The organism is Lysinibacillus sphaericus, assembly GCF_006864135.1.
In the GTDB taxonomy this organism is placed as follows: Bacteria; Bacillota; Bacilli; order Bacillales_A; family Planococcaceae; genus Lysinibacillus.
The window spans coordinates 96,849-111,022 of record NZ_SADV01000003.1 but is presented as its reverse complement, the minus strand read 5'-3'; the positions used below and the strand labels follow the sequence as shown (position 1 = coordinate 111,022).

At 36.5% G+C, this 14,174-nt stretch carries 11 protein-coding genes and 1 riboswitch; of the genes, 4 read left to right on the top strand and 7 right to left on the bottom strand.

Annotated elements, in window-relative coordinates; all coding sequences use genetic code 11:
• Positions 1-10 precede the first annotated feature (10 nt).
• Positions 11-508: a YfbM family protein gene (locus C7Y47_RS04825; protein WP_142507725.1), complete on the top strand. Its 498-nt coding sequence runs from the start codon at positions 11-13 to the stop codon at positions 506-508.
• An 875-nt stretch (positions 509-1,383) separates the two neighbouring features.
• Here C7Y47_RS04825 and C7Y47_RS04820 read toward each other — a convergent pair.
• The 5 genes from C7Y47_RS04820 to tenI form a co-directional block, all read right to left on the bottom strand.
• Positions 1,384-2,403 (bottom strand): thiazole biosynthesis adenylyltransferase ThiF, encoded by a 1,020-nt coding sequence (locus C7Y47_RS04820; RefSeq protein ID WP_142507724.1) that lies wholly within the window; start codon positions 2,401-2,403, stop codon positions 1,384-1,386.
• Positions 2,400-3,167 (bottom strand): thiazole synthase, encoded by a 768-nt coding sequence (locus tag C7Y47_RS04815; protein ID WP_142507723.1) that lies wholly within the window; start codon positions 3,165-3,167, stop codon positions 2,400-2,402. The genes C7Y47_RS04820 and C7Y47_RS04815 overlap by 4 nt, the downstream gene beginning before the upstream one ends.
• 2 nt (positions 3,168-3,169) lie before the next feature.
• Positions 3,170-3,367, bottom strand: a complete 198-nt coding sequence (gene thiS / locus C7Y47_RS04810; protein ID WP_366151255.1) for a sulfur carrier protein ThiS — start codon at positions 3,365-3,367, stop codon at positions 3,170-3,172.
• A gap of 17 nt (positions 3,368-3,384) precedes the next feature.
• Positions 3,385-4,515 (bottom strand): glycine oxidase ThiO, encoded by a 1,131-nt coding sequence (gene thiO, locus C7Y47_RS04805; protein WP_142507721.1) that lies wholly within the window; start codon positions 4,513-4,515, stop codon positions 3,385-3,387.
• Between the two features lie 3 nt (positions 4,516-4,518).
• On the bottom strand, positions 4,519-5,235 hold the full coding sequence (gene tenI, locus C7Y47_RS04800; protein WP_366151253.1) for a thiazole tautomerase TenI: 717 nt from the start codon (positions 5,233-5,235) through the stop codon (positions 4,519-4,521).
• Positions 5,235-5,342, bottom strand: a riboswitch (TPP riboswitch). (Overlaps the previous gene by 1 nt.)
• A gap of 663 nt (positions 5,343-6,005) precedes the next feature.
• Between tenI and C7Y47_RS04795 the strand changes: the two genes are divergently transcribed.
• Positions 6,006-9,077, top strand: coding sequence for a sensor histidine kinase (locus tag C7Y47_RS04795; RefSeq protein ID WP_142507720.1), 3,072 nt, complete (start codon positions 6,006-6,008; stop codon positions 9,075-9,077).
• Positions 9,055-10,158, top strand: a complete 1,104-nt coding sequence (locus C7Y47_RS04790) for a response regulator (protein ID WP_142507719.1) — start codon at positions 9,055-9,057, stop codon at positions 10,156-10,158. Before C7Y47_RS04795 ends, C7Y47_RS04790 begins: the two co-directional genes overlap by 23 nt.
• A 177-nt stretch (positions 10,159-10,335) precedes the next feature.
• Here C7Y47_RS04790 and C7Y47_RS04785 read toward each other — a convergent pair whose 3' ends face one another.
• Positions 10,336-11,706, bottom strand: a complete 1,371-nt coding sequence (locus tag C7Y47_RS04785; RefSeq protein WP_142507718.1) for a PLP-dependent aminotransferase family protein — start codon at positions 11,704-11,706, stop codon at positions 10,336-10,338.
• Positions 11,707-11,855: 149 nt separating this feature from the next.
• Here C7Y47_RS04785 and C7Y47_RS04780 point away from each other — a divergent pair, with 149 nt between their 5' ends.
• On the top strand, positions 11,856-12,755 hold the full coding sequence (locus tag C7Y47_RS04780) for a DMT family transporter (RefSeq protein ID WP_436970093.1): 900 nt from the start codon (positions 11,856-11,858) through the stop codon (positions 12,753-12,755).
• A 402-nt stretch (positions 12,756-13,157) separates the two neighbouring features.
• Here C7Y47_RS04780 and C7Y47_RS04775 read toward each other — a convergent pair whose 3' ends face one another.
• Positions 13,158-14,039 (bottom strand): DMT family transporter, encoded by an 882-nt coding sequence (locus C7Y47_RS04775; protein WP_142507716.1) that lies wholly within the window; start codon positions 14,037-14,039, stop codon positions 13,158-13,160.
• Positions 14,040-14,174 lie beyond the last annotated feature (135 nt).

Below are 14,174 nucleotides of genomic sequence, written 5' to 3'. Positions count from 1 at the left end.
AAGATACACTATGGGAATTATAGCCAGTTACTTATCGTTAAACAATGCTTTAGCGGATGAAATTGCTGAGTTAAATAATTTCCATATCGTCAAGCGACTTGAGGAGCTTATAGAAAATCATAGCTGTCCCGTAAATGAAATGGATAAATTATGGGACGGATTGCATTGTTTGCTAACAGGGATCTCTGCCTCACAGCCAATCGAGAACCACCCATTAAGCGAGGCCATTGTCGGCGTTCACGTGCTGGATACTGAAGAATTTCTCAGCGTCATTGGTTCTGAAGAGCTTCCCCGGATTTTAGAAGCTCTTCATTCTATGGATAGGACTGTCTTGCAGCAACAATTCAAGCCAGCAATTTTTAGAGCCAAACAGATTTATCCAGATATTTGGGCGGACGATGAAGCCGTGGAGCTTTTCGCAGAACTTATAGCGGAACTCGATCAGTTAATCCATTTTTATGAACAAAGCCTAGCCCGGGGGCATGACATATTAATCAGCATTTATTAAAACCGCATCAATATTAAACCGTACCCTCCAAAATTTGTGTTTAAATAGATCATCACCAAAACGTATGGTTGATTTCCGTTCCGACTGGGCGCTTTGCCGCTGACGCTTCGCTTTCGCGCAGAGCAGAGCTTCCTGGGGGCGTCCGATGAGCCGCTTCGCTGCGCTGCAGGGTCTCATCTGTGACGCTGATCCCCGAGGAGTCGCCCAGTCTCCACTCCAATCAACTATTTACATAGTAGAAGTTTTAACAAAAGTCATCCACAACTTTTGGTGATGAACCGTTTAAATACTTGAAGAGGGATTCTTTTACTGGAAGAATGAGGATTACTGATGATCCTAACAAAGCGGTACAAGATGGAGAAAAAATGGAGTTGCTATGCAGTGCTTGTGAAGACGAATTTCAAAAGCTCGTAAGCAAACAAAAGTTCTATATACTTTTCCCTTTTTCTTCTCCTGATATTTGCTACCAGATAACATTTTAAATATCAAAGAAATAATCTGTTTTAGCCCTCGGATCTACTTCACGAGTGGCTTTAAAAATCAAGATGAATGATGGATTCCTGTTCATCCTGCATTTTAATTTTTTTCTAGAGGTTTAATATCCTTTTTCGGAGGGATGAGGTCAGCACTTGAAAAAATTGTTAAATACTTGGAATAATCAGTTGACAGTTGCTTTAAAAGTATTTAAGGCATAAAACGAACGAAAAGAGGCTGGGACATAACGAATTTGTCCATTATGAAAGTCGGATAATTTTCAAATTACTAACGCAATATAAATAGAAAACCCGAACTATTAGGAAACACTAAATGTATTTCGTCATGTAGTTCGGGTTTTTCAACAGCTAAAAACTTTTTGTCCAGCCTCATTCAAATTTTTATCCTAAATATCGATGATACAGTGTTTTCGCTTCCGCAATATCTTTTGTTCCGTGGACTAAAACCCGCCCGTCTTTAAAAATAACCAAACGGTGATTATCGACACTATAAGATAACAGATAAGGGTTGCGCTGAACATTTCCGCCTTGCTGCAAAAAAACTTTTTCCAGTTTGGCTAAATCCTGTTCTTCTTTCGCGGAAGGCCGGATTTGAACAGAATCTCTTCCGCATAGTACAGCTGTTATTGTTTGATTTTCAAAGGATAGGTAGGGATATGTCCGATTGTTCCCGCATGATGGGCAATCATCTTTTTTCATCTTATCCACTTTTATCGCACTATATTGGTTTTTCCAAAGATCAAAAGATATTAATTTATTCCGCAATGCTGCTGTATCTTCCACTAATATTTTTAAAGCTTCACTTATCTGATGGGCAGTAACCATTTGCACGGCAGGACCGATGATTCCCGCGGTATCGCACGTTAAACCTCCGATAGGAACTGTTTCCAATAAACATGAAAAACAAGGGTTTTTTTCAGGAATGATCGTATATGTAATACCATAGCTCCCCACACAAGCGCCATAGATCCAGGGTACTGAGTATTTTTGCGAGACATCATTCATCATCATTCTTGTTTCAAAGTTATCGGTCGCATCAATCATGAGATCGGCCTGTTTTGCCCTTTCTTCTAGCTCAAACACTGACGCATCCGCTACTATTGCTTCGACTGTTACAGTTGAATTGATGGCCTCCAGGCGTTTTTTTGCTGCGATCGCTTTAGGCATCCTGTTTTTTGCATCATCTTCAGCGTATAGCTGTTGACGCTGCAGGTTTGACCATTCCACATAATCTCGGTCCACAATCGTCAGTTTACCTATTCCCGCGCGGACTAGTGCTTCGGCATTTGTTGTTCCCAGCGCCCCAGCTCCAACAATCAATGCATGTTTAGCTGAAATTTTTTGCTGTCCGGATTCCCCGATTGGTGCAAATAATTGCTGTCGTGAATAGCGATCATTCATCCAATACTCATCCCTTCCAAAGGACTGCTCGCTGTGGCATAGCGTTTCTTCGGAATTCTACCAGCTTCAAAGCCAAGACGTCCGGCCTCAATAGCAAGTTTCATAGCTTTTGCCATCTTGACAGGGTCTTTTGCTGCAGATACAGCTGTGTTTAATAAAATTCCATCAGCACCCAGTTCCATTGCCATTGCTGCATCAGCAGGAGAACCGATACCAGCATCGACAATAACTGGCACCGTTGCTTGTTCAATGATAAAACTCAAGTTAAGCGGGTTAATGATTCCCCGTCCGGAACCGATTGGTGAGGCTCCTGGCATTATGGCATGGCAGCCTAATTCCTGCAGCTTTCTGGCTAAAACAACATCATCTGATGTGTACGGAAGCACAATAAACCCTTCCTTTATTAATTCTTCTGTTGCTTTTAACGTTTCAACAGGGTCAGGAAGTAATGTTTTGTCACATCCAATGACCTCTACTTTAACCATATCGCAAAGGCCGGATGCTTTCGCAAGCTTTGCAATGCGGACGGCCTCGACTGCGTTTTTGGCTCCTGCTGTATTTGGCAATAAAGTATATTTTTTACTATCAAGCTTTTTTAAAAAATTTGGCTGGTTCGCTTCAAAGATATTCATTCTCCGAACGGCAAATGTTAGGACTTCTGACTCCGATTCAGCAACAGCCTGCTTTTGGATATCAAAATTAGGGTATTTTCCTGTTCCAAGCAGCAATCGGGATTGAAATGAATAAGGACCTATTTTTAACATAATTATCCGCCTCCAACAAAATGTACAATTTCAATGCGGTCTCGGTCAGAGAGCAGGGTTTCCTGATGATCAACTTTGTTCAGGATCTCTCCATTTACCTCAATTACAACTACTTTATCTAGCAATTTGTAATATTCAAGCAGGTCCGAAACGTACACAATTTCCTCTGACAACTTCAAATTTTCTCCATTTAGTATCACTTCCAAGATTTGTCCTCCTAACTAATTGATATTTGAGATCGATCAATGCGAAACGCAGAAAGAAACTGTTCATCTTCCACTTGACCTGTAAGCAACTGGGCTGTGAGTTTGCCAGTAAGCGGGCTTAATAGAATTCCGTTTCGATAGTGTCCGGCAGCTACAAATAGCCCCTTAATAGTAGGATGCTCGCCAATATAGGGAATCCCATCAGCTGTCTGTGGCCTAATTCCTGCCCACACCCGTTCCCACGGGGCATCTTTCAGCTGGGGAATCAGCTTCACGGCTTGCTCAATCAAGGTAGCAATTCCTCCAGCTGTTACTTGTTTATCAAACGTATTTTCCACGACTGTGGCCCCAATGTAAATTTCGCCATTTCGCTTAGGAACAAAATAACAGCGTTTATCTGAAAAAATAGACCTGTGAACGATCGGCTTATTCGGCTTTACAGAAAAACATTCTCCTTTCACAGGATAAACGGTCAGGTTGATTCCCGTATTTTTCATTAAATCGGCAGCCCAGGCGCCGGTAGCGACAACGACCTGTTCACAATAGAAGGCTCCCGCTGATGTGTTTACTCCTTTGACAACGCCGTTTTCATAGATAAAAGAAAGGACCTCTGTATTTTCGCGGATTTCTGTACCAAAATGCTCTGCAGCTTTTGCGAAGGCAAGTGATAATTTTGCAGGCTGCACATGGCCGTCATTTGGAAGGAACATAGCACCGGCAACAGTTGGTGCTAATGCAGGTTCCATTTCTCTTACTAGTGTTGCATCGAGCCATTGGATGCCGGAATCCCAGTTCTGCTGGAACAATACCTGACTTTTTAACGCTGTAGCTAATTCTTCCGTTTCTGCAATTTTTAACATGCCTTTATTCACAAATTCGATATCGATCCCCGTATATGTCAGTAATTCGTTAGTGATGGAGGGGAACATCGCCTGGCTTTTTAATGCCAATTGGAAAAATGGACCGTCGTGTTCCATTTCCGCCTGTGCTGCCAGCATACCTGCTGCTGCACTGGAGGCTTCGTTAGCCAAAGTTCCTTTTTCAAGAATGACGACTTTTTTTCCTAGTTTAGAAAGTTGATAGGCAATGGAAGAGCCATTAATTCCTCCCCCGATAATGGCAACATCAAATGTATTTTTCACTCATCACATCTCCATTTTAACTTCTTTTTGATAGCTTTTTATTGCAGATAGAGGATCATCGGCGTTTAAAACGCCTGACATCACAGCAATACCGTCGGCCCCGCTGTTTATTACCTGTTTAGTATTTTCAGGAGCAATACCGCCGATTGCAATAACAGGAATATCTAGTGAACCAGTAAGCTTTTTTAATTCCTCAAAACCCCTTGGTTCCAATCCTGGCTTTGATTGGGTAGAAAAAATATGACCATATATCACATAGTCGGCTCCCAAGCGTTGAACCTTTTTTCCTTCTTCGACCGAGTGAATGGAACAGCCAACCGTCAATTGAGGAAAGTTGGCTTTAATCATAGATGCATTCAAACTATGATAGGCTAGTTGGACTCCTTCCACACCTGTAATAACGGCAACGTCTACCCGGTCATTGATGATTATTTTGGATAACGGAACGCCAACTCGGGAAAGCAGGTTGACTGCTTCATATAATTCTTTTGCCGTCATTTGTTTTTCACGCAAATGGATAGCGTCGGCATATGGATGGATGTCTGCTAAAATTTCACTTAGTTGTTCCATTGGCATTTTTCCATTAGAAATGAGATGAATCGCTTTTGATAATAGAGTAATGGGGGTCACCTCTTTAAGACTTACCCGCCTTCCAAATGTAGGATGCAAAAAAGCCACTTTCTTTTTGGTAAAGAAAGTGGCTGGAGATGAAAAGGACAAATTTCCGTATACCACTTCCCTACGCTGGCATTAACCAGGTCAGGTTCATAGAGTCCCGAAGTCACACTTCAATCTCAGCCTTTACAAAGGCACCCCTAGCGGATAAGTTATTTATTTTATTTAATTTATTTCCAATATTAGCACTATTCATGAAGATGTCAATCATTATGAATAGATTACTAGGGGTTCCATTTATTTGGCTGGGAGAAAACGAATTTACCAGTGTAGAAGAGTAATGGAAAAAATAAATCTTCCCTGCCTTTAAAGCTAAGTTCAATAGTGGGTGTGGCTAACAGTCAATATGAATATAAAGCTGGGTGGGAGTAGTTTTGTATATTTTCTCAGTGCGGAGGTGAACTATTCTATTGAGTGCTTATATCGAAAATTAGTAAAATGGGCAAGGATGGTAATTTAAAAGGTTATCGGTTACGTGCAGAAAAATGGCTCAAAAAACTTGCAAAAAGAGAGCCCAAATTGTTTCCTCATTGGGCTCTTGGAATGATTCCTTAATAGCTGAATAATAAGAGCCGTATGAATCGAGTGGTTCACGTACGGTTCTGTGAGAGCCTTTGGGTGAAACGCCCATTGGCTACTTTACTGTGAGGTCGGGAGTTAATCACTTTCACCTATTCGATTGAAAAGGATAGAGCTAAAAGGTAAATGATTCTCTGTTCAGATTTTGTTCATGCAAATTATGATAGTATTTGAAATGGAGTTGATATAAAAATTTAGAATATGTAGCGTTATATTGATAATAACAGGAGACAAGAATGAAAAAGAATATCCTTATTATTGTAAGCATTGTCATGTTGTTCACTTTTGTCTTTTTACTGGGGAATCGACATTATTTCTCCGAAAATCCCCAGGTTGTAAAAGATGGAATCGCAACTATTGATAGTGAGCAATTACAGAGTCCCATAAAATTGGAGGGGAAGTGGTCCTTTTATCCAAATGTCTTGATACCATCAGGGGAGTCACTAGATACCTATAAAAATAAACGTATTGACATCGATGTTCCGAAAAATTGGTATAAATATGTGCAGCCAAATGAAGAAGGGATTGCGGTGGGGACTTATCATATTAAAATAAAGGTACCTATTGAAGGACAATATGGTTTATATCTTCGAACGATACGGCAATCAAATCGCGTATTTATCAACGGTGTAGAAGTGGGGGCAAAGGGGAATCCTAGCACAACACTAAATGATTATCGAACTGAAAATGATGATAAATATACTGTTTTTGCAAGAAGTGCTAATAAAGAACTCGATATTCTCATACAAGTAGCAAATTTTCATTTTCCACAGGCGGGAATTATATACCCGGTGGAATTCGGGACAATGGAAGCTATTCAATATAATTACCTGAAAAAACTTCTGTTAGATGCTTTAGTTAGTATCGGATATATTATATGCGGGTTAATTTATGTCATATCTTATGGACAAAACCGCAAGCGAAAGGAAGAACTGTTTTTTGGGTTATTTACAATACTATTAGGATTCTATATGTCTGTTATTAATCAGAAATTGTTTTTCCAATTTACCCCTATGCTTCTTACTGCTGATCAACTTCGATTACAGCTAGGGATTTTACCACTAGCGCTTATTTGTTTAACGCTCTTTATTTATCATATGTACCCACAATTGGCAAAAAAAGCAGTTATTTATTCAATTATAATTTTATTAGGTATTGTTTTTGTCATATATGGTATATACAACCCTTTTACTCAAAATCAAAGAGCTACTTCAGAAGAGGCGGTCATATTTAGGAAAATAGTATATTTAGCTCTTACAGCACCAGTTGTATTGTATAATGTGTGGATTTTAATTCGTGTTATGCTGAGACGTCTTGAGGGAGTACGATATATAGTAATAGTTTTGACAGCTATTTGCTGTTATACAACTTTGTTGATTTTAAATTTCTTTACAGATATGCCATTTGATTATAGTGAAATTGTGTTGTTTTTACTTGTGCTATTAAGCTTTGCATTATTGTTAAACTACCGTTCCAATGTAGCATATATGAGAATTCAAGAACTATCAGAAGAATTGCTTGCACATAATCAAATGAAAGATGAATTTTTACTTAAAACTTCCCATGAATTACGAACGCCATTAAATGGTGTTTTAAATCTATCAAAAATGTTAATGGAAGGTGCTCAAGGACCGTTGAAGCGCACCCAACAGGAGCAGGTAATTTTAATTCATAATGTTACACAGCGTTTAAGTCATTTAGTAGAAGATTTATTATTTGCATCTAATCAAATGACTGGAGAAGTGCGGGTGTCTCCGCGGAAAGTGCCAATAGCTGTTATAAATGATGTAGTAGCAGAAATTCGAAGTATAATGTCAAAGAATAACTACTTACGTCTCGTCACTAATGTTGACATTGAACTACCAGCCATGTTTACAGATGAATTACGCTTTAAGCAGGTATTATATAATTTATTGCACAACGCCATACAGCACACGAAAATTGGAGAAATTACAGTAACTGCATATGTTCATCATCAACATATGATTATAGAAGTTAGTGATACAGGTTCTGGTATTCCACCGCAGGATTTAGAGCGTATTTTTAATGCATTTTATCAAGTAAAAAGTGATCACAAAAAGGAAGGTCTAGGTTTAGGTTTAAGTATTGCTAAAAATATTGTAGAAAAGTTAAATGGTGAAATTCATGTAACAAGCTCGCTTGGGAAGGGCACAACATTTACATATACGATGCCGCTAGCTTCAGAGGAGCAAGAGAGCAATGAACAATCACCTGCAATTGTTTCAAATATAACTTCAGAAGTACTAAAGCTTGAATTACCACTAATCTATAATGGAAATGATAAAAAAATACTTGTGGTAGATGATAACCATGTTAATATTAAAGCTTTAGCTGACGTATTGGCTTTAAAGGGATATACAGTGATAGCGGTTGATAATGGCTTTGATGCAATGAACTATATTAAAACCAATCAAGTGGATTGTATGTTAATAGATTTAATGATGGATAGTATGTCAGGGTTTGAATTATGTAAGCAAGTACGAAAACAATATGACATGTTAGAGCTACCAATTATAATATTGACGGCCATTATGAAGCATTCTGATTTAGTATTAACGTTACAGGTTGGTGCCAATGATTATCTACAGAAGCCTATTGCGATGGATGAATTATTAATTCGTATTGAATCTTTACTAGCTGTTCGTCAATCTTCAATAGATGCAATCGAAGTGGAAATGAATTATTTGTATTCACAGGTAACACCGCATTTTGTTTATAATACACTTAATACAATAATTGGATTAAGCTATACTAATATAGATAATACGAGAGAAGCACTTTACTGTTTGGCGACATATTTCCGTGCAAAACTTAATGTTCATTATCGCCATAGTTTTGTTTCGATTGAAGAGGAAATAGAGCTTGTAAAAGCATATCTATATATAGAAAAGATGCGTTTTGGCGATCGATTGGTAGTCAAATACGATATTGATGAATCTATTGAGCTAATGATTCCTGCACTATCCATCCAGCCATTAGTAGAAAATGCTGTTTTTCATGGTATATCCAAAAAACAAGAGGGTGGTACGATAGAGGTAAGTGTCCGACGAGAAGGACAATTTATTCGTATTAAAATATATGATAATGGGGTAGGTATGTCAGAAAGAAAACTACAACAATTATTAAATGAAGAAAGCTCTCGTATTGGTTTTTTAAATCCATTAAAAAAATTCAAATTAATAAAAAATGCTAGCCTTCGCTTATATAGTGAGGAAGGAAAGGGTACGACCGTTTTAATACTATTACCAGAGGGTGATATGAAACATGAATATTATTATCATAGATGATGAAAAGATGGCTATTGATGTTTTAAGTATTATGTTACATCGACTTTCACAATTCCAAATTTCTATTAAGGGCGCATTTACGAATGCAGTAGATGCCCTTGCCTATATTGAAAAAGAATCTATTGATATCATATTTTTAGATATTGAAATGATTGATATGCATGGCTTACAGGTGGCAAAACAGTTATTAAGAAGACAGCCATCCTTGCAAATAATATTTGTTACAGCACATGCTCAATTTGCGGTGGATGCATTTGATGTGGAGGCAACAGATTATTTGTTGAAGCCTGTGCATGAGAAACGACTCATTAAAGCATTGACAAAAGCGCATCAAAGGCTTCAATTACAAGTAAAGGAAGAGCAAGAGAGCAAAAGGATATATGCACATACTTTGGGTAGCTTTTACTTACTTGATTTACAGCATGAGGTGGTGAAGTGGCGTACAAGAAAAGTGAGCGAACTATTTTTATATTTCTTGTTTCACCAAAAAAAGCCTATATTAAATGTCGCTATTATAGATGAGCTATGGCCAGACTTAGTTGTAGAAAAGGCAGCAAGTAATTTACATACAACGATTTATCTATTAAGAAAGCTTCTAAAAGAAAATGGCCTAAAAGATCCAATTCAATTAGTGAATAATCATTATCAGTTGAATGCTGAAATTGAAAGTGATTATGATGAACTCAATAACTTACTAGACCGGGAGAATCATGATGAGACGTCAATTCAGCAATTACTAAATTGCTATGAAGGTGATTTTTTAGCGGAGGAAGAATATTCATGGGCTATTCAAATAAGACTCCGCTTAAAGCAAAGAGTATTGCATGCGCTTGAAGAGTATGTTGTAAGTACAAACGCTGTTAATTCTCTTTTGAAATATAATTGCTTACAAAAGTTGTTAGAGCTAGATGAATTCAATGAACAGTATATGTTTCTACTGTTAGAATTCTTAATTGAGCAAAATAAAAAACAGGATTGTTTAAAATGCTTTGAAACTATACAGACAAAATTAGCTGAAATTGGTTTATCTGTTCCGGAGAGAATTAATAAAAGATATAACGAATATTTGGCAACTATATAGATTTCTAGCAGTCTCAAATATTAATAGTTCTAATTCATTTTCATTCAGATGGAAAAAGTCATGGTTGCTACGAAATTGATTGAAAGTAGTATAAACACCCCGTAGTAGTTATTATATCTAACATCTACGGGGTATTTCTCTAAATAATAAGAGTGTCAGTCTATCCTATCCGCTCTTTTAAAGATAAGGCTTAAATGATATTGGATAATCTTTAGTTTTCTTATACATTTCGATTATACAAGCTGCTAATTGTTGAATACCAAGTTCTATTTTCTTTTCTTCTACTTGTGAAATACTTAGTCGGATTGCTTTCTTTTTGTTACCATCTAAGTACATTCTAGAAGCATTGTCTACGTATATACACTTTTCTTGCAATAGAAAAATCAAATCATCAACATCAATATGCGAAGGTAAGAAAATGGTGAGATAAAAACCGCTTTTAGGTTTTGTAAATGATATAAAGTTTGGTAAATATGTTGTACAAGCGTTTATTAATATCTTCATTTTATTTATATACAATTGTTTTATTTTTTCTAAATGATAGTGAAACATCCCACTTTTCAAATAGATTTCTAGTGCACCTTGTGAAAGTGCAGATGTATTAAAATCAGAGCTAAATTTATATCGTACAAAGGAATTGACCATTGTTTCAGGAAGGACAACAGTAGCAATGCGTAATCCAGGTAAAAATACCTTTGAAAAGCTTTTTATATAAATAATTCGCTCATTCGGTTCGTAGGTAAACAAAGGATCTGCTTTTGAATCAACATCTAGTTCGGCTAAGTAATCGTCTTCAACAATGTATACATCATATTTTTCTGCAAGAGCAACGATTTTTTTCTTCTCTTTATTTGTATAATAGTGACCAAGTGGATTATGGCACCTTGGTACAATATAAAAAAATTTAATATCATTGTTTCGGAACAGGGATTCTAGTCGTTCGAAATCTATTCCGTCCATCGTTAAATCAATCCCCAATATTTCACATTGATTTAATTGTAGGGTGTCTATCATACCAAAATACGTCGGTTGCTCAATTAATATCTTCTTCTTTCTATTTGGGAATTGTAAATTTGATAGTATATGTAACGCTTGTTGTGATCCAGAAGTAATGACAAGACGCTCAGGTTTTGTGAACACCTGTAAATATTGCAAATAATTCACCAACTCTTTTCTTAAAGAATAGAGACCCTGTTGATCACTGTACGTGAATAATTGTACTTTATAATGATCAATTGCTTTGTTTATACAATGTTGAAAGTCTTCATATGGGATAACGCTTTCATCTGGACCTGCAGATAAAAAGTCTATTTTTTCCTTTAGGCTAGGTACTTGATAATCATCAATAATGTAATAGCCACTTTTAGGTTTAGCATACACAATATGTTGTTTTTGCAGTTCTAATAATGCTTTTACAACTGTATTTTTACTACATTGAAAATGTTCGGCAATTATTCGAATAGAAGGTAACTTATCTCCGGCTTTTAATTGTTCCTCTTTAATTTGTTGTTTAATCCATTCCAAAATCCTTTTATATGTTGATAACATTTATACCCTCCTCGGAATCTGTCCCAGGACAGATGTGGATTATTGCTCTTTGGAAAAGAGTCATTATTCATTACAATCATGATTAGTTAGTTAATTCGTTTAACTATAAGTATGGACTACTTTAGGGCAGTCTTAAAGGAGGGATTTCGATGGCTATAAAAAAAGGAATGATACTGGGGTTTATTGGTATTGTTTGCTTTAGTTTTACACTACCTGCGACTAGCATTGCTGTACCATATTTTGGGGCAACAATTGTTGGTTTAGGTAGGACAGTTATGGCGGCAATTATTGTTGTTATTTTGTTTATCATAAAAAAAGAAAAAATACCTAATAAGAAACATATGAAGGGTATATTTATTGTAGCAATTGGAGCTACGCTTGCCTTTCCGCTATTAACAACATTTGCGATGAAATCATTACCCGTATCACATGGAGCAATTGAACTAGCTTTATTACCACTTGTGACAGCTGGATTTGCGGTTTGGCGTGGAGGCGAGAGACTTACAAAGCGTTATTGGATTGCTAGCGTAATAGCTGCCATATCTGTTGTTGTGTATGCTATGTATTTAGGATTAGGTCAATTACAAAAGGGTGATATTGCACTGCTAGCAGCAGTTTTATTACTTGGATTAAGCTATGCAGAGGGTGGAAAACTTTCTAAAGAGCTAGGTAGTTGGCAAGTAATTGCTTGGGCTATTGTATTTGGTGCTCCGTTTTTTGTAATTCCTGTAGGATTAAGCTTATCTGTTGATATGCTACAAGCACCTATAGAAGCTTGGATTAGTTTGTTATACCTAGCAATTGTGAGTCAATTTTTTGCATATATTGCTTGGTATACTGGAATGTCTTTAGGTGGAATTGCGAGAGTAGGTCAAATACAATATTTACAGCCATTTTTAATGATTGGTTTTTCGGTATTGTTCTTAGGGGAGTCAATCACGTGGGTAACCGTTGTTTTAGCTTTAGTTGTTGTAATATGTGTGATGATTGGGAAAAATGCACCTGTAGCTAAAAAAGAAACTAATCATGATAATCTTGATTTTAATTAAGAGGCTTAAAGAAATTATTGATACTAATCGTATATTGGAAACACATGCGGATGAATCGGTGAACTTAAAGATAATATCATCTGACGCGTCAATAAGTTTAAATTTGTAATTCACCATTCAAAAAGACATCCAAGACCTATCAAAGTTATAGTTTCGTTTAATTTTTCTATGTCTCAAAATCATGAGTAACACCCACATTTTAACGAAAATATACACTATGCTAATTTCAATATAAAACGAGCCGATTTTTTTATCTAAGAGAAAAATCGGCTTTAATTATGTAAGTCTGTTGTAATACGAAGAATTCTAATGTTGAGGTATCTTTTACATTAAATCGATATTCCGAAAAAGTTTCCTTGTTCCAATCTCAGTGGTGAAATCTGTTATAACAATTCTTCATTATTATGTGTTATTTCTTTGCTGTAGTAAAAATAATGCTAGTCCGATTAAGATGAGTACGATTCCTATACCTTGTTGTAGAGAAATAACCTCATCCAAAATGAAATAAGCGAGTATACAAGTTCCAAGCGTCTCTCCTAATATGCTCATTGAAATAACAGAGGTACTTAGCCATTTCAACAACCAATTAAAAATCGTTTGCCCTAAAATTGTTGCAATAAACGCTAATCCAAAAAAGGACAGCCATGTTTGTGCGGAATAATTAACAAAAGAAGTTTGCTGGCTGAAAACGAAAATACTTAAAAATAGTGCACTACTAGTATAACCGATGATTGAATAAGGGATAAGAGATAGCCTTTTTCGAATATACTGCCCAATGAAGAAGTAGGCCGTAATAACACCTGCTGCAATAAAAGCAAGTATATCGCCAAATAATGCCTGTCCACTAATTTGGAAATCTTGCCATCCGATGACGATACTACCGGCAATTGCAACGAGACAGCCCATTATAGCCCCTTTACTGAAGCGCTCTTTGAATAGAAAATAACCGCCAACCATCGAAAAAAGGGGCTGTAATGTGACGATGACAGTTGAACTTGCTACTGATGTGTAATTTAATGATTCAAACCACAATAAATAGTGTGCTGCTAGAAATAAACCTGAGAGTAATCCAAGTCCCAATTGTTTTTTAGATAAAGAACCTAATTCTTTACAGTTCTTTTTATTTACTAATAAAAATGGTAAAAGCATTACTGCTGCAAAAAGCATCCGATAAAATGCTGTAATTGTTGCAGGTGCATCTGCTAATTTCACAAAAATTGCTGAAGTAGACAATGCAAATACGCCCAAAAATAAGATTGTGTATGAAATAAGTGGTGATTTCAAGACTGTTTCCCCCTTTAGGTTTGTTTACTATAATGGAAAAAATACATTATAATATACAAGTGTAAGTGTAAAATATTTATGTTATTGAAAAAAGCATTTTTTCTCCATGTTTAGTATGTCAGCACAAAAGACAAC